Source organism: Idiomarina aquatica, assembly GCF_003987185.1.
Taxonomy (GTDB): Bacteria; Pseudomonadota; Gammaproteobacteria; order Enterobacterales; family Alteromonadaceae; genus Idiomarina; species Idiomarina aquatica.
Genome location: NZ_PIPS01000001.1, coordinates 665,085 through 680,921 on the forward strand (window position 1 = coordinate 665,085; position 15,837 = coordinate 680,921).

Annotated in this window: 17 protein-coding genes; 2 read left to right on the forward strand and 15 right to left on the reverse strand. The window is 50.7% G+C overall.

Annotated elements, in window-relative coordinates:
• Window positions 1-44 precede the first annotated feature (44 nt).
• The 15 genes from CWE23_RS03310 to CWE23_RS03380 all read right to left on the reverse strand — a co-directional run bounded on the left by CWE23_RS03310 (window position 45) and on the right by CWE23_RS03380 (window position 14,514).
• Window positions 45-455, reverse strand: a complete 411-nt coding sequence (locus CWE23_RS03310) for a hypothetical protein (RefSeq protein WP_126819461.1) — start codon at window positions 453-455, stop codon at window positions 45-47.
• 87 nt (window positions 456-542) lie between these two features.
• Window positions 543-1,376 carry a flagellin domain-containing protein gene (locus tag CWE23_RS03315; protein ID WP_126819463.1) on the reverse strand — a complete coding sequence of 278 codons (834 nt, stop codon included), beginning with the start codon at window positions 1,374-1,376 and terminating at the stop codon, window positions 543-545.
• A gap of 98 nt (window positions 1,377-1,474) precedes the next feature.
• Complete coding sequence (flgL, locus tag CWE23_RS03320; RefSeq protein WP_126819464.1) at window positions 1,475-2,713, reverse strand: flagellar hook-associated protein FlgL; 1,239 nt, start codon at window positions 2,711-2,713, stop codon at window positions 1,475-1,477.
• Between the two features lie 2 nt (window positions 2,714-2,715).
• Window positions 2,716-4,725, reverse strand: coding sequence for a FlgK family flagellar hook-associated protein (locus CWE23_RS03325; RefSeq protein WP_126819465.1), 2,010 nt, complete (start codon window positions 4,723-4,725; stop codon window positions 2,716-2,718).
• A gap of 128 nt (window positions 4,726-4,853) precedes the next feature.
• Window positions 4,854-5,891, reverse strand: a complete 1,038-nt coding sequence (flgJ, locus tag CWE23_RS03330; RefSeq protein WP_241970517.1) for a flagellar assembly peptidoglycan hydrolase FlgJ — start codon at window positions 5,889-5,891, stop codon at window positions 4,854-4,856.
• Window positions 5,872-6,972: a flagellar basal body P-ring protein FlgI gene (locus CWE23_RS03335; RefSeq protein WP_126819466.1), complete on the reverse strand. Its 1,101-nt coding sequence runs from the start codon at window positions 6,970-6,972 to the stop codon at window positions 5,872-5,874. Before CWE23_RS03335 ends, flgJ begins: the two co-directional genes overlap by 20 nt.
• A gap of 14 nt (window positions 6,973-6,986) precedes the next feature.
• Window positions 6,987-7,661, reverse strand: coding sequence for a flagellar basal body L-ring protein FlgH (gene flgH / locus CWE23_RS03340; RefSeq protein WP_126819467.1), 675 nt, complete (start codon window positions 7,659-7,661; stop codon window positions 6,987-6,989).
• A 22-nt stretch (window positions 7,662-7,683) separates the two neighbouring features.
• Window positions 7,684-8,472, reverse strand: coding sequence for a flagellar basal-body rod protein FlgG (flgG, locus tag CWE23_RS03345; protein ID WP_126819468.1), 789 nt, complete (start codon window positions 8,470-8,472; stop codon window positions 7,684-7,686).
• 23 nt (window positions 8,473-8,495) lie between these two features.
• Window positions 8,496-9,239 (reverse strand): flagellar basal-body rod protein FlgF, encoded by a 744-nt coding sequence (gene flgF, locus CWE23_RS03350; protein ID WP_126819469.1) that lies wholly within the window; start codon window positions 9,237-9,239, stop codon window positions 8,496-8,498.
• Between the two features lie 263 nt (window positions 9,240-9,502).
• On the reverse strand, window positions 9,503-10,903 hold the full coding sequence (gene flgE / locus CWE23_RS03355) for a flagellar hook protein FlgE (protein WP_126819470.1): 1,401 nt from the start codon (window positions 10,901-10,903) through the stop codon (window positions 9,503-9,505).
• 15 nt (window positions 10,904-10,918) lie between these two features.
• A complete protein-coding gene (locus CWE23_RS03360; protein ID WP_126819471.1) occupies window positions 10,919-11,602 on the reverse strand; it encodes a flagellar hook assembly protein FlgD in 684 nt (227 codons plus the stop codon).
• Between the two features lie 13 nt (window positions 11,603-11,615).
• A complete protein-coding gene (flgC, locus tag CWE23_RS03365; protein WP_126819472.1) occupies window positions 11,616-12,068 on the reverse strand; it encodes a flagellar basal body rod protein FlgC in 453 nt (150 codons plus the stop codon).
• Between the two features lie 14 nt (window positions 12,069-12,082).
• Window positions 12,083-12,490: a flagellar basal body rod protein FlgB gene (gene flgB, locus CWE23_RS03370; RefSeq protein WP_126819473.1), complete on the reverse strand. Its 408-nt coding sequence runs from the start codon at window positions 12,488-12,490 to the stop codon at window positions 12,083-12,085.
• 200 nt (window positions 12,491-12,690) lie between these two features.
• Complete coding sequence (locus CWE23_RS03375) at window positions 12,691-13,524, reverse strand: CheR family methyltransferase (protein ID WP_126819474.1); 834 nt, start codon at window positions 13,522-13,524, stop codon at window positions 12,691-12,693.
• A 45-nt stretch (window positions 13,525-13,569) separates the two neighbouring features.
• Window positions 13,570-14,514 carry a chemotaxis protein CheV gene (locus CWE23_RS03380; protein WP_105305818.1) on the reverse strand — a complete coding sequence of 315 codons (945 nt, stop codon included), beginning with the start codon at window positions 14,512-14,514 and terminating at the stop codon, window positions 13,570-13,572.
• Between the two features lie 178 nt (window positions 14,515-14,692).
• On the opposite strand from CWE23_RS03380, the gene flgA reads away from it, so the two are divergent.
• Both flgA and flgM read left to right on the forward strand, forming a co-directional pair.
• On the forward strand, window positions 14,693-15,406 hold the full coding sequence (flgA, locus tag CWE23_RS03385) for a flagellar basal body P-ring formation chaperone FlgA (protein ID WP_126819475.1): 714 nt from the start codon (window positions 14,693-14,695) through the stop codon (window positions 15,404-15,406).
• 92 nt (window positions 15,407-15,498) lie between these two features.
• A complete protein-coding gene (gene flgM, locus CWE23_RS03390; protein WP_105305816.1) occupies window positions 15,499-15,831 on the forward strand; it encodes a flagellar biosynthesis anti-sigma factor FlgM in 333 nt (110 codons plus the stop codon).
• Window positions 15,832-15,837 lie beyond the last annotated feature (6 nt).

Below are 15,837 nucleotides of genomic sequence, written 5' to 3' on the forward strand. Positions count from 1 at the left end.
TAAAAAAGCGGCAATTTTTTTCATGATCAATGCTTTCTCTATTTCTAATTAACTAGAAACGGTTCTGCCGCTAACGCAAAGTATTCCGAAACGGATTTATTGCGTTCGGAAGTCAGATTGATGTAGACAATACCGGCGAACGGGAACGTTTTACCACCATGCTCGACAAAACACTGGTGCTGTCCTTCGGACTCTTCAACAACTAACCAAGCCCCTCCTATATGCTGTTTAAACACTTCCCCACAGTAGGCGCCTAGCATATTAGACAATGTAAAAACCAACTTATCGTCACTAAGCTGTTCAGCAAATTTTAGTTTTAATTGAGATATCACGTTATCAATGAATTGTATGCTATCGACGGAAAAATCAAGCTTCAAACCAAATTCAGATTCCACGAAATTAACCGCATCCTCGCTTAAGCACTTCATCATTTCTGTATAATTAGTGTTCGACATCGCAACCTCCTTTTCTTATAGTTGAAAACAAAAAAGCCACTCTGTCCAGAGTGGCCTCTTTGTTCAAGGTGTTTTTTGACGAAAGGACTAACCACCCAACAGTGAAAGTGCTGCTTGTGGACGTTGGTTCGCCTGCGCAAGAATAGTTGTACTAGCCTGTTGGCGAATCTGGAATTTAGTTAGATTTGCCGTTTCAGCAGCAAAGTCTGTATCTTGAATACGTGACCGCGCTCCTGTCACATTTTCAGAAATATTACTTAAGTTTCGAATAGTTGACTGAAAGCGATTTTGAACTGCACCCAAGTCAGCACGTGTATCATTAACGTTCGCAATAGCCGTATCCAAGGTTGTGATTGCTGAAGATGCATCGCCCACACTTGATATCGATAGAGTGTCAATGCTCAAAGCTGCAGCGGTAAAACCGGCACCACCAACCCCACTGATTGCGACGTTAATGTTTTGACCTGATTCAGCACCAACTAAGAAGTTTTCATTGTAGGAACCTGTCAACAAATTCTTACCGGCAAACTGGGTGTTTTCTGCCACTCGAGTGATTTCAGTTTTAAGCGCCGAAACTTCTTTCTGTAATGCATCTCTATCTGCTTGTGTATTGACACCATTTTGTGATTGCACAGCCAACTGGCGAATCCGTTGTAAAGAATCGGTTACTTCCTGCAGCGCACCTTCCGCGGTCTGCGCAACAGAAATACCATCGTTGGCATTTCGAACCGCCTGATCAAGACCCTGAATTTGAGAGGTCATCCGACTCGCAATCTGCAAACCCGCAGCATCATCCGCTGCACTGTTAATACGGAAGCCTGAAGACAAACGTTGGAATGCTGTGTCCAGGCCGTTACCTGATGTCATCAATTGACGCTGGGCGTTCAAAGAAGATACGTTAGTGTTTACATATAAAGCCATGATTGCCTCCAGGCGATGTTAGCTAAAACTGTTTCATTATCTTGGTTAATTTCTGTATCGGCGGTTACCAAGTAACCTTTAATATTTTTTGAAATTTTTTAGCGCAAATAGTCAAACAGGCTTAACCCGCTAACCCGACTAAAAATTTGCCGTGATGCTTCCAAAATTGTTTCTGACTTGGTCAGATCCGTAATCGCCGTCGCCCAGTCGATATCCTCTATTGAGGCGCGAGTTTCCTTGTTTACTACCTGAAAATCCGCGTTACTGTTGTTGGCGTTTTCCATTACATTGATGCGCGCTCCCACGCCGGAACGCGCGGATAATATTTGATCGTTGGCGGCAGACAAGTCATCCAGCGCGAAGCCGATTTGGTTTTGAATTTCGACTTCTGACAAGCCGGCTGAATTTTGCAGGGTACGGGCTAAATCGCCGATGACGGTAGCGACATTGCGCTCGACCGGCTGATCAAACCCCACTTGCACCGAATCACCAGCCGCTGGGCTGCCGGAGTATTCAATTTCCATCCCTGCCACTTCGATTGGACTGCCAGGTGTAAAGGTTTGCCCGGTCAATGGGGGATCACCCGCAGGGTTACCGGCGGCATCAACCACGTTAAAGGTGGTCGGACTGGTGAACTCGAGCCGCACAAAATTATTCGCTGGCGTGGCCGGATCGTATAATTCTTCCGATAGTTCTAAAAATTCCTTGCGATTGGGCACGCCGACACTTCCGACACCTATCGTATCGCTCTGTAGGGTCACGTTCGTGCGCTTGGATACCAAACCAAAAACGTTACTGCCGGGATCGCCAGCAGCAAGTTTCAATGTTGGCGATATTTGTATCGTGCGTTGGCCATCGTCGTTCTGGTACGAATAGGACTTGGTGGTCGGGTCGTACTCAAATGGTTGGTTGCGATGCTGAAAGCCGCCAAAAATAAAGTTCCCGCCTTCATCACGGGTATTCATTAAATCAAACACTTCTTGTTCGATAGCCGCCAATTCCTGCCCTATCGCTTTGTAGTCCTGCTCTGAGTTCACTCCATTCCCCGCCTGCACCGCCAACTGCCGCGCACGGTTCAATGACAGGTTGATATTGCCGAGCACACTCTCTTCGCGCTTTAACGAATTTTCTAAAAAGTTTGAGTTACGCGCAAACTGCTCGTTTTGTGAGATCTTCTCATTCAGTGACAATACTTGAGTATTACCAATGGGGTCATCCGCCGGCGTCAGAATATTAGTTTGTTTGGTCAGCTTTTCCTGCACGACGTTAACCCGCTCTTGGGTACGGAGCAGGTTATCTAATGTCTGTTTGTAATAGAGGTTTGTACTTAAGCGCATAATTACCTCGTTGACTGCAGCAGGGTATCAAAGGTCGTCTGCGCTACGGTGATGATCCGTGCGCTGGCGTTATAAGCCTGCTCAAATTGAATTAGGTTAGCCGCCTCTTCTTCCAGGTTCACTCCGGAAACTGACTCGTAGGCGGTTTCGGTCTGTGACTTTATGGCTTCTGCGGTTTCCTGAGAAATTCGCGTTTGACTTACTTTACTGCCCACTTCCGACACGATACGGGCGAAGCTCTCATTAAAGCTCAGGGTTGGCTCTTCGCTGTCGATGACCGAGCGGCGCACGGTGTTCTCACGCTGCAGATCGGTTAGTAACTGGCCGTTACGGTTGTCGTTGATACCATCCGTATTGTACTGAATGCTAAAACTGTCACCGTCAACCGGTGTACCGTCCAGAGTCACATCGTAATCGACATCGCCGCCACTGGCTCGGCTAATGATGTTTTCAAAATCATTGGTATTGGTAATTGTACCAAACGTGTCTCCGTCACCATCGAGCACAGTGATATCAAAGCTGCCATCAGCATTCTCTGAAAATTCAATACGTTGCGGTGCATCATTATCCAGTGCATTGCCGTTGTAGAACGCACCAGGTTCGTTTAATGCAGAAAGCTCCAGTTCAGCAACGCCCTCGTTATCCGATGTCGCCACCAATCGCACCGGCGACGCTAAAGCCAAGTCTTGTGGGCGTGTCATTTGCGTTTGAATATTCAGCGCGGCTTCTTCTGCTGGCTTGGTCAAAAACTGGTCGCCAACAGCAGCGCCGGCATTATCAATCGACAGCATCACCCCATATTCCGGAACCTCATAGTCACCCGCGCCAGCACTGGCATCTATCGTAATGGCGGGTGAATCTTGCAACGCAGCGCCATTTTCGTCAGCGGCTTGCACGGTATATTCTGTGGCACTGATTTTTTTCACCAGTAAGTTTTCAGAGCCAAATTGTTCGCTATTACCTTCGAGTACCGACATGCTGATCTCGCCGCTACCACTATTGTTACTGAAGCCCAAGCCCGTTACTTTGGTGTCGCTCAGGTCAAAAATCTTAGCGCCAAGTTGGTTATCTAAATCCATACCTTTCTGATTTTGCGTATTCAAGGCATCGGCCACTCGCACGGCCAACTGACCCAGCTTCTTTTGCGCCGGTAACAATACATTGTCACGGTAGTCCAGATAACCGCCAACCGCTCCTCCTACATCTTCGTCGCGGACTGGGTAACGGGTTTCGTTTTGCGATTTAGTCTGGCTCTCAACGAACAATTGTAACCGCCCAGTGTCAGGTTTTTGACTGGCCACCAGGGTATTAAATTTTCCGTTTTCCAGCACCAGCGGGGTGCCGTTGGCCATATTTACGGAGATGGCGCCTGAGTCATGCTCAACAGTCTGGAACTGCACCAGTTCAGCCAATTTACGTAATTCAGCATCTCGTTGATTCATCAACGAATTAACATCGGACTGCTTGTTTTCGGAGTTTCCGTATTGTAATTGAATATTTAACTCGGCTAAATTTTCAGTAATGGAGTTGATCTGCTCAGTTGAGGTACTCAGGCGTTGGTTAATAATGTCTTCCTGATCATTTAAAAAGCCGCCAAAACTATTAAATTGGGTGGCGAGACCTTCTGCTTCGGTGATCACAATTTGTCGTGCGGTAATCGAACTTGGATCGCTGTTCGCATCTTGCATCGCATTAAAAAAGCTCTCGACCGCCGAGGCAACATTCGTATCTCGGTTGCCCAATAACTTATCCAGTTGCTCTGCCTGTTCCAACTTAGCGGTGTTAAATTCAACGCGGGAGATGTCACGATTTAGCTGCTTATTAATAAAGGAGTTGATCATGCGTTCGGTACGTGTGCCCTCGATGACCCCGTATTCGTTGGTGACATAGTTGGTGCGTTCACGCACATAAGTGTCGTTATTGACATTATTGATGTTGCGACCTGTGGTCTGCAGGCTTTGCTGGTGTGCCAATACGGCGCGTTTACCTGCTTCTAATAAGTCAAAACTCATGGATCAACTCTCCGTTTACTGCTGGCCGATACACCGGCTACCTGTGTTATCGACCAACGCTGGCTAAAGTTTAGCCACCTGCGGCAAAAGATTGCCGGTTTTGTTATTTCTTGCGCCGAAGCCGCAAGCTACGGTGTTAGGCGGTTCATTACGGCCTGGATCTTATCCGCGTACAGCGGGTCGGTGGCGTAGCCGGCTTGTTGCAGTTGGCGCGCGTACTCTACCGGTTTATCCGCTACTTGCAGTGCCTGCTGATAGCGCGGATGCCCTTTAATAAACTCAACGTAGTCCTGCAAGCTTTGTTCCACATTTTGGTAACTGCGGAAGGCAGCGCGTTCTTTTTTCGCCACGTCGCCGTCAAATTCCAATGTCGCGACATGCGACTTTTCGCCGTTCCAGCGCTGATCGGCTTTGATATTAAATAAATTGTTACTCGAACCACCGTGGCGGCCAGGGATTAAACGCTGGCCCCAGCCCGTTTCCAGTGCCGCCTGAGCCACCAGAACATCGGCATTAAGACCGTGCTCTGCCGCCACTTTTTCGGCGTGCGGTTTGATCGCGTCAATAAAATCCTGCGGTGTAGTAAACCGCGCTTCGCTGTCGTTAAGCTTAGCCGTGTTAACGCGCTGGTTACCATAATATAAGCCGGCATCGATACCGCCCTGATCGGACAGGGTTTGTGTTGCAACCGGTTCATGACTTTTCGGATTACTTGCCATGCGCGCTTCGCCTAAATTGGCACCGTAACGCTGGGCGTCGTTCAGGCCGGCCTGAACGCTTAATTGTTTGACCATCAAATCGGCCAGCCCCAGTGAGCCTTGCGAGGACAATTCCGAGGTCAACTGCTGGTCATACATATCACGATACATATTGCCGTAGCGGCTGTTGAGCATATTACCTTCGGCAAACACGTCGTTGGCTTTACGCATGCTGCCAAGCACCATGTTCAAAAATATGGCTTCAAACTGCTGTGCCGCAGCGCGCAGCGCCTGTTCTTTATTGTCGCCGAACGCTTCTTTACGCAGCGCGTCCAGCGAGTGGTTGTCCAGCACCGCACCCGTCGCGCCAGAGGCGCGACCTACACCACCGCCACCGAAGGCACGGTCTAGACCATTCATGCCAACGGCATGATCTAAACCATTGGTATTAAATAACGATGAGCTCACCGGAAATCGCTCCTGCTTGCTTCAATGCTTCTAACACCGCAATCATGTCGCCCGGTGCGGCGCCGATTTGGTTTACCGCCCGTACCAGGTCGTTCAATGTGGTGCCGGGTTCGAACACGAACATGCGGGCATCATCCTGCTGCACATCGATGATGCTTTGTGGGGTCACCACGGTTTCGCCGTCGCCGAACGGGTTCGGCTGATCGACTTGGACGTTTTCGGCAATGGTCACCTGCATATTACCGTGGGCGACGGCGGCCGGGCGCAGTTCAACGTTTTGTCCGACCACGACGGTGCCGGTGCGGGCGTTAACAATAATTTTTGCGGCCCCCTGAGCCTGTTCCACTTCGAGGTTTTCTAATGTCGACATGTAGCTGACGCGTTGGCCCAGATCCCGTGGTGCACGAACCCGAATTGAGGTGGCATCCAGCGGTTGTGCTGTGCCCTCACCGACCAAACCGTTGATGGTTTCAGCGACGCGTTTGGCGGTGGTGAAATCGGACTGATGCAGGTTAAAAGTAAAGTAGTCGCCGCTGCCAAAAGAAGTGCGGATTTCCCGCTCAACGGTGGCACCGCCGGGGATGCGGCCAACGGTCGGGGTATTAATCACAATCCGTGAGCCGTCGTTGCCTTCAGCACCAAGGCCTCCGACAATCAGGTTACCCTGCGCGACCGCATAGACTTCGCCGTTAGCGCCCTTCAAAAAAGTTTGCATCAGGGTGCCGCCGGTCAGACTGTCGGCGCTGCCCACCGAGGATACCGTGACGTCAATCTTTTGACCGGGCTTCGCGAACGGCGGAATGTCGGCGGTGACGGCTACCGCGGCGACGTTGTTGATTTTTGGCCGCTCGCCGGCCGGTATATTGATACCAAAGTTACCGAGCATGGTGCGGAAGGTCTGGTCGGTAAACGGCGTCTGTTCACCGGTGCCGGGCAGACCCACAACCAGGCCGTAGCCAACCAGTTGGTTATCACGAATGCCTTCTACCGAGGCGATGTCTTTAATGCGAGAAGCCTGTGCCGGTAATACCAGGGACACCAGACTCACTGCAATGACGACAAACTTTATGCAACGTAACATCGTTCGGGTCTCCGTTAGAACGGCCAGATGGGGCTGTTAAAGAAGCGTGTTAACCAACCTTGTTCCTGCACGTTGGCAAGGGAGCCGGTACCGCTGTATTCGATCCGCGCGTTGGCTACCCGAGTTGACGGAATGGTGTTGTCGGCGCTGATGTCCTGCGGCCGAATCATGCCGGTCAGGCGGATGTATTCATCGCCGGTGTTAATCCGCATCCACTTTTCGCCACGCACAATCAGGTTGCCGTTAGCCAAGGTTTTTATCACGGTAACGGTGATTTCGCCGTTCAGCTGGTTGCTTTGATCGGCATCGCCTTCACCGCTGAACGAACGGGTGCCGCCAAAACTGGCCGACAGCGGATTGCCGTTGATGCTGACGTCGCGGCCAAACAGCTGCGGCGACGGCAATTCGGTGTTGCTGTCTTTGGTGGTTTCGGTCGATGACGATTTACTGGCGGTGGTGCGTTCCTGCAAGCTAACGGTAATGATATCGCCTAAGCGGCGCGCTTTAATGTCAGAGTACAAGCTGTCAGCGTACTGCGCCTGAAACAAGGAACCGTTCGGTACCACCGGTTGCGCCCGTTCTTCGGGTAACACCGGTGCGTACATCGGATCATCCGGCATTGGCTTGGGTTGGTTCGAGGCACAACCGGCCATCACCAGGCTTGCTAAAATTAACGCTGCAATACGCATAACATCACCTATTCCGTTTATCTTAAAGCTGCTGACTGATGTAACTGAGCATCTGGTCGACGGACGAAATCACTTTCGAGTTCATCTCGTAGCCCCGTTGCGACTCAATCAGGTTAACCAGTTCTTCGGTTACGTTAACGTTCGAACTTTCCAGTGCGCCCTGAATGGTCGTGCCCATGCCATCAACGCCCGGCACTGCCTCTAACGGCGCACCGCTGACTGCGGTTTCTTTATACAGATTCTGGCCGATGGGTTCTAAACCGGCTGGATTGATAAAGCTGGCTAAGTTGATTTGCCCGACAACCGCGTTATCGGCATTGCCCGGCTGTCGCACGGTTACTTCGCCTTCCTGAGAAATGCTGACCGAAATCGCATCTTCTGGGATCTGAATCGCCGGCTCCAGCGGGTAACCGTTACCAGAGGTAACCATCTGACCTTCTTCATTTAATGAAAACTGGCCATTGCGGGTGTAAGAAACCGTGCCGTCAGGCATCAGGATCTGAAAAAAACCTTTACCAGAAACCATCACATCCAGTGAGTTGTCGGTAGTTTGTACGTTACCCTGGGTGTGTGATTTTTGCGTGGCCACCACCTTGGTACCGGCACCAATCATCAAACCGTTTGGCAATTCCACGTCTTGCGCTGATTGGCCACCGGGCTGATTGATGTTTTGATACAGCAGATCTTCGAACACCGCGCGGCTTTTCTTGAAACCCACGGTACTGGCGTTAGCCAGGTTGTTTGAGATAACCGAGATGTCGCGCTGCTGCGCGTCCAGTCCGGTTTTACTGATCCATAATGCTGGGTTCATGGTGTTGCTCCTCTACCGACCAATTAGCTGATGCGCATCAGCGATTCAGCTCGCTGGGCGTTTTCATCGGCGGTTTTCATCATTTTTACGTTCATTTCGTACTGGCGCTGCAGTGCGATCATTTGGGTCATTTCTTCGACGGCATTGACGTTACTGCCTTCCAGCGCACCAATCGTTAGTTTGACATTACCGTCAGCGATGGCTTCTTGCCCGTCTTTCAATTCAAACAAACCGTCGTTGGTCTTTTTGATGTTGCCGTTGGGTGGGTTAACCAGTTTGATCCGGTCAACCAGCTCCATGGCGTCTTCCGGTGCCCCCTGCGGGCGAATGGATATATTGCCGTTGGCTCCGATGGTGAGGTTATCAACGGGCATCGGAATAAAAATGGGACCACCGTCACCCATAACCGGCTGCCCGCGGTCGTTTTTCAACATGCCGTCGGGGCCGATTTCTAAACTGCCGTTGCGGGTGTAGCGTTCGTTGCCGTTTTCGTCTTGTACGGCCATCCAGCCCTGCCCCTGGATGGCAACATCAAGATTACGGCCGGTGGTTTGCAGTGCGCCGCTGGCAAAGTTTTGCCCCGGGCTTTCTGTCATCGAGAACACGCGGGTTGGTAAGCCTTCGCCAAACGCTTGCATGGAGCGTGCTTGTTGTAAGTCGGCTTTAAATCCTGTGGTGTTGGCGTTTGCCAGGTTATTGGCGCGCAAGGCGACGGCGTTCATGTTTTCTTTTGCGCCGCTCATTCCAATCCAAAGCATTTTGTCCATCGCTGACCTCCAGCCAAAAATTTGTCGTCTTGGTCGGATATATGCAGACATCGTGCCAACTTCGTAGTGCTAGGCGCAGGCTGCGCCTGCTTGCTGGGCAGCGCGTGCTTCGCCGCGCTTTGCTTGGCGTGGCCTTCGGCCACTTGCTTGGCGCTTCGCTTGCAAAATAAAAAAGCCGTGCGCTTGGAGCTTTGCTCCTTGCGCACGGCTATCCCAAACGAAGTTTCTATCCCGGGCGAAGCCCCCTAAATCAAACGAAGTTTCTACCGGATCTGCAGGATCGTCTGGTTCAGCGTGTTATTCACTTCCAGTGAACGCGAGTTGGCCTGGAAGTTACGTTGGCTTGCAATCAGATCTACTAGCTCTTTAGTCAGGTCAACGTTGGAGTTTTCCAAAGCTGATGATTCGATCGCACCAAACGTACCCGAGTTGGCGGCTCCAGCCAGAGCTTCGCCAGACTCACGAGTTGCTTTCCACGAGGTGTTACCCACCTGACGCAGTCCTTGCTCGTTGGCAAATCGGGTCATCGCAACTTGTCCCAGGTACTGTACTTCGCCATTCGAATAACTGGCCTGGATCAAGCCGTCTTCACCAATGTCCAGATTGGTCAGGCGTCCAACGGTACTACCGTCTTGTTCTAATAAATTCACTTCAAAATCAGAAGCAAACTGTGTAGGCACTGAGTCACCATCTTCATCGTTACGATCACGGAAGAAGATATTCACTTGTTGACCCGGATCTGCACCATTACTTAACACACCGCTTAACGAAAACGTTTGTTCTGCAAAGGTTTGGCCTGTGCCATCGATAGGCCCAACCGGATTACCGGAATCATCGAACTGAATACGGAAGCCCTCTACCGGGTCACCATCTGGGTTGTCAACGCCGCCAGGCAACGCTGTACCGGTATTACCCAAATTTACTGGCTTATTATCTACCGTGGTGTACACATCCCAGGAGTTTTCTGGAATGCCTGGCTGGCTTGAGTCACGCTTAACGTAATAGGTCGTAACAATGTGAGATTCACCCAACGAATCATAAATCGTTGACGATGTAGATGATGTATAAGACGTGGGATCTTCAGGGTTAAATGGGTTACCCGGAACCGGTGGTGTCGCGGTTGGATCGGGCACAGGCACTCCCGGAGCGCGCGAATCCAGGTTAAATGATTGATAAAGGTTATTGGTCGCCGATGGCGCACCGGCTGAATCTGGAATTTGCAAAGGCGTTGCAGTTGCCAAACTCGTTGACTGCAATGCACCTGAGCTGCGATCAACCGGGAAGCCCAGCAAATAGTTGCCCTGATTATCAACAATATAACTCTCATTATTCAGTTTGAAAGCACCAGCACGCGTGTACGTAAAGTCCTGCTGACCTATTTCGCTGGTGGTTGCAAAAAAGCCATTACCGCTGATCGCCATATCCAGCGAGTTGTCGGTAAACTCTAAGGTACCCTGGCTAAACTGCTGGGCTACCGTTGCGGTTAGCGCACCGTCACCCACTTTCGCATTATTAGAGCTAAAAATACTGGACGCGTACACATCCGCGAATTCCGCGCGCGACTGTTTAAAGCCGGTTGTACGCACGTTAGAAATATTGTTTGCGGTGGTATCTAAATCTTTTTGCGCCGCGTTAATACCGCTTAAACCGATATTGAATGACATAAATCACCTCACTGATTAACTGATTTCCGTAACATCTGCAAAATTGATGCCACCTAAGCCTTTAAGATTGAGCACGATGCCGCGCTCACCACCCATACTGACGCTTTGAACCGCGGCCTTCATTTGCAACGGAAGCTCTTCGCTACTATCACCAATGCGTGCATTGGCGGTGAACGTATATTTGCCTTCAGGCAGAGGATTGCCGGCTTCGTCCAGGCCATCCCACTGGAAGTCTTTTGTGCCTGCCCCAACATCACCTAAGTTAATGGTACGAACCACAGAGCCCGATTCGTCCTTAACGGAAATGCGCACATTTTGTGCTGACTGCTGACTGGCGATCATTCCCGACGCCGTGCCACCGGCATCCAGGTGTGCTTTATTGGTCGGTACCAAAACACTGCGTCCGACCAACGTTGAGGCCTGCAAGGCCTGGCTAGAATTCATGTTCTGAGTGAATTCGGTAAACTGTTTCGATAACTCCGAAATGCCTTCTGCCATGGTAAAGTTGGTCATCTGCGCAATCATTTGATCGTTGTCCGCAGGTTTTGTCGGATCCTGCATATTCAACTGCTGTGTTAACAGTTGAAAAAAGTCTTCTTGCTCTAAACGCTGTCGTTCGGATGGATCTTCAAACTTAGCTTGCTCGTCTTCCTTCCATCGCATACGGTCAACGTAGGAGTTATTGCTTACACCTTCCATCGGTTATCTCCTGTTAGCCTTGACCGAGGCGCAGTAAACGCTGGGTCATGGTTTTCGCGGTATCCGCTACTTGCACGTTGGTCTGATAGGAACGCGAAGCGGAAATCATGTTGGCCATCTCTTCCATGGTGTTGACGTTTGAGCGGTAAATGTAACCGTTCGCATCGGCCATGGGATGATTGGGCGCGTATTCGATTTGCAGCGGCTTTTGGCTTTCAACAATGCCTTTTACTTTGACACCAGCGGCTTGCCCGGCCTGGGTTTGATTGGTCAGGCTGTCACCACGGTAGTTACCGCCGGCATCCGCCAACGCGGTTGCAAATACCGGGTTGCGGGCGCGATACGTTTCATCCGCGCTGCTGCTCACGGAGTTGGCGTTTGCCAAATTACTGGCGGTGGTATTAAGGCGCACTGACTGCGCACTCATTGCCGAACCGCTGATGTTGAAAATATTAAACAGGCTCATTGTTTAAACCTCTCTTATGCTCCAGAACCACCACCAAGGGCTTTTTTGACAGAGCTGATCCGCCCATCAAGAAAGTTCATGGTCATTTCATATTCCAGTGCGTTTTGTGCATACAAGTTTTGTTCCAACTGCACATCAACGGTATTGCCGTCACCGGTATCCGGTTGCGTGGGTACGCGGAATTTTTCTTGTCCGGTGGGTTTGATTTCGACGTTGAAGTGTTTTTCGTGGGTACGCGCTAACTTATAGCTGTCCATACCCCGCTGTGCTTGTTTCAGCGCTTGCTGGAAATCAAGGCCTTTGGCTTTGTAGCCGGGGGTGTCAGCGTTAGCGATATTGTTGGCAATCATCTCCGCACGCTGAGTGCGTACGCCCAGCGTGTATTGCTGAATGCCCATGAGTTTGTCCATGGAAAGTGCCATTTTTTCGTCTCCCGTTGGTTCGATGTGGGAGAAGATGCAGAGATCGTGCCAACTTGGGCTCCGTAGCTTGCGCCTCTGGCGCGACCTACCGCAAGGGGCATAGCCCCGCCTGGCAAGTGTGCGTAGCACACGCCGAGCAAGGCCAAGCGAAGCGGGGCCGCCAAGCAAGCCGCCAGTGGCGGCGCCAAGCGAAAGGCGCGTCAGCGCCTTTTGTAGATAATTCCCGGGTTGCAGCGGATCATTTCAAATTCGTCGGTGAGGCCAGAGATGGACTCAGAAGCGCCGAGGAAAAGATAACCGCCGGGATTCAGCGATTGCCGGAATTGGGCAATAATTTTCCGCTTTACGTCAGCAGAAAAATAAATCAGCACGTTGCGGCAAAAGATAATGTCGAATTTACCGAGCAGCGCGTAGCTGTCGAGCAGATTGAGGTGGCGGAACTGGACGAAGTTTTTTACGTCGTCTTTAACCTTCATCGAGCCGGGTTTGCTGCCTTCCGTGAAAAACTTCTTTTGCCGCTCGGCGGATAAGCCGCGGGCTATGGCAAGGCTGTCGTACTCGCCGATGGCGCATTGTTCCAGCACTTTATTGGAAATATCGGTGGCGGTGATGCGGATACCACCTTTTAAGGCGCCGGGATTTTTGGCCTTGTACTCCAGGTAAGTCATCGCCATTGAATACGGCTCCTGCCCGGATGAACAGGCCGATGACCAAATTTTGACGGGGCCGGAGTTATTCTTAAATTCCGGTAACACCCGGTTGGCCAAAATTTCAAACGGATACGTGTCCCGGAACCAAAGGGTTTCGTTGGTGGTCATGGCATCGATGACGGCGGCGCGCAGTGCCCGCTCGCTGATTTTCATCGATTTTTTAACCAGCTCAGACAACGAGTCAATATTGAACTTCGTCATCAGCGGGCTGAGACGACTTTTAACCAGATACAACTTATTTTCACCCAGTACGATACCGCACTGATGCTCTAAAAACTGTCGAAACTCCTGGTATTCTGCCGGACTGAGTTCTTTATTGATCACGTTTCTCTACTGCATTGTTCTTGTTATTCAACGGCATAGTTGCCGTTACTCAATTTCGATGTCTGCTGTTGCATTAAGCCATTTTTTAACGGCAGTTGCCAGCTCATCAGGATGGAACTTGGCAATAAAATCGTCTGCGCCAACTTTTTTTACCATGGCCTGATTAAAAACACCGCTTAATGATGTGTGCAGAATAACATGAACGCCTGCTAATTTGGGATCCGCTTTGATTTCTGCGGTTAACGTGTAGCCATCCATGACCGGCATTTCCACGTCGGAAACGATGACCGGTACGTGCGGATGCACGTCGCCGTCGACTTCTTTGGCTTTTTCTTTGAGCCAATCGAGAGCCTCTTTACCGTTTTTCTTAATTTCCAACGGTATTTCAAGGGACTGCAAGGCCCGCTTGATTTGTCCGCGGGCTACGGCGGAGTCATCGGTAATTAGAATGGTGAGGTTGTCTTTTGCAACATTGATCGGCTGATTCGCGACCTCCTCACTGATGTCGCTGTTAACCGGGGTAATGTCGGCAAGAATACGCTCAACGTCGATGATTTCCACCAGCTCTTTGTCGATTTCGGTGACTGCGGTCAGGTAGGCATCCCGCCCGGTACCGCGCGGCGGCGGCAGGATTTCTTCCCAGTTGATGTTAATGATGCGGTCAACGCCGCCGACCAAGAAGCCCTGCACGGTACGGTTGTACTCGGCAATAATAATGAAGCGGTTGTGAATATCGGTAATTTCCGGACCACCGGTCGCCATGCTTAAATCAATGATTGAAATGGCCTGACCGCGAATGTGAGCGATGCCCCGCACCAGACGATTGCGGTGCGGCATGGCGGTCAACTTGGGGCATGGCAGTACTTCGCGTACTTTAAACACGTTAATGCCAAACCGCTGTTTACCGGAGAGTCTGAACAATAACAGCTCTAACCGGTTTTGGCCGACCATTTGTGTGCGTTGATTCACCGAGTCCAGAATACTGGCCATGTTCGCTCCTTTACTGGCATGCCCTGGGTGGCATTCCTGCCTGTTGGCACACTCTTTGCTTCGTTATTAATCGTTCATTGTGCCGCGACGTCATCGACAAAAAGTTGACGCTTTACACATTCTTCCTTTGTACAGGATGTGTCGGCAGAAAACCATTAAACCTTAGTGGAATTACACTATGATAATACGCAATAGCTTATTAATCAGTTTGTTTTTGATCATAGTTCATTCAAATGCGTTTGCGAATGATCAAGACCAGCCGACGCAGCGCTTTGATCATAAAGCTTTACAGTCGCTTGCACATGAGTTTGTGCAGGCTCAGGTGATTAAGCCGGATAACGGTCGGGTAGATATCGTCGCCAACAATCTGGACCCACGCATGGTGGCCAAAAAGTGCGCGACCAAACCGGAAGTCGGGTTCGCGTCTAATTCCGGCCTGGACAGCTACACCACCGTCGAAATTCAATGCGCAGCGCCAACCGCCTGGCGAACCTATGTGCCGGTACGAATTTACCGCTATAAGCCGGTGATTACTGCGGCAGTACCAATGTCGCCTGGCCATTTGGTTACCCAAGCGGATTTGACCACCACCGAAGTGGACATCAACCGCATTCGCTCGAACGTGTTTACCGACGCTAAAGCCCTGATCGGTGCACGCATTAAAAAGCGCATCCGCTCGGGTCAGCCGATTGAAGCGAGCGATACCTGTCTTGTGTGTTCCGGGGAAAAGGTTACAATAGTGGCGAAAAATAAGTCACTGCGTATTACCGCGACCGGAAAGGCACTGGCCGATGGTCTTAAAGGTGAGTCGGTGACGGTTGAAAACGTACGTTCTAACAAGGCGTTAGAAGCGGTTGTGACCGGTTTAAACGAAGTGACGGTACAACTGTAAACGGCAACAACGAAAGTGCACAAAAAAATTAAAGGTTTCTCGCAAAGAGCCGATAAGGGCACGAGAACTTCTATCTAGCGAGGCGAGACAATATGCCAATTAATATTAACAACAACGGTTTAAAAAACACCAACATCGACACGAAGACTAACCGTCAGGTCGATGCAGGTAGCACCGCGGGTAACAGCCCGGCACCCGCCAAAAGTGGCGGCGGTGACTCGGTGTCACTAACCTCAGAAGCGCAGCAGCTGAGCCGTTTACAAGAAAAAGCAATGGGCAGCAGCGGCATCGATCAAGCCAAAGTTGACCGTATCAAAGCGCAAATTGAAAGCGGCTCGTATAAAGTCGATGTTGAGCGGTTAGCGTCGAAACTGGCCGAATTTGAAGGCGACCTGTTCGGTGGCCAGACCAACGGCGACGAATAATCGAGG

Bases quoted from the DNA above. Each gene is read 5' to 3' on its own strand.
- CWE23_RS03310 (WP_126819461.1), bottom strand. From the start codon at position 455: ATGTCGAACACTAATTATACAGAAATGATGAAGTGCTTAAGCGAGGAT.
- CWE23_RS03315 (WP_126819463.1), bottom strand. From the start codon at position 1,376: ATGGCTTTATATGTAAACACTAACGTATCTTCTTTGAACGCCCAGCGT.
- flgL (WP_126819464.1), bottom strand. From the start codon at position 2,713: ATGCGCTTAAGTACAAACCTCTATTACAAACAGACATTAGATAACCTG.
- CWE23_RS03325 (WP_126819465.1), bottom strand. From the start codon at position 4,725: ATGAGTTTTGACTTATTAGAAGCAGGTAAACGCGCCGTATTGGCACAC.
- CWE23_RS03335 (WP_126819466.1), bottom strand. From the start codon at position 6,972: ATGTTACGTTGCATAAAGTTTGTCGTCATTGCAGTGAGTCTGGTGTCC.
- flgH (WP_126819467.1), bottom strand. From the start codon at position 7,661: ATGCGTATTGCAGCGTTAATTTTAGCAAGCCTGGTGATGGCCGGTTGT.
- flgG (WP_126819468.1), bottom strand. From the start codon at position 8,472: ATGAACCCAGCATTATGGATCAGTAAAACCGGACTGGACGCGCAGCAG.
- flgF (WP_126819469.1), bottom strand. From the start codon at position 9,239: ATGGACAAAATGCTTTGGATTGGAATGAGCGGCGCAAAAGAAAACATG.
- flgE (WP_126819470.1), bottom strand. From the start codon at position 10,903: ATGTCATTCAATATCGGTTTAAGCGGTATTAACGCGGCGCAAAAAGAT.
- CWE23_RS03360 (WP_126819471.1), bottom strand. From the start codon at position 11,602: ATGGAAGGTGTAAGCAATAACTCCTACGTTGACCGTATGCGATGGAAG.
- flgC (WP_126819472.1), bottom strand. From the start codon at position 12,068: ATGAGCCTGTTTAATATTTTCAACATCAGCGGTTCGGCAATGAGTGCG.
- flgB (WP_126819473.1), bottom strand. From the start codon at position 12,490: ATGGCACTTTCCATGGACAAACTCATGGGCATTCAGCAATACACGCTG.
- CWE23_RS03380 (WP_105305818.1), bottom strand. From the start codon at position 14,514: ATGGCCAGTATTCTGGACTCGGTGAATCAACGCACACAAATGGTCGGC.
- flgA (WP_126819475.1), top strand. From the start codon at position 14,693: ATGATAATACGCAATAGCTTATTAATCAGTTTGTTTTTGATCATAGTT.
- flgM (WP_105305816.1), top strand. From the start codon at position 15,499: ATGCCAATTAATATTAACAACAACGGTTTAAAAAACACCAACATCGAC.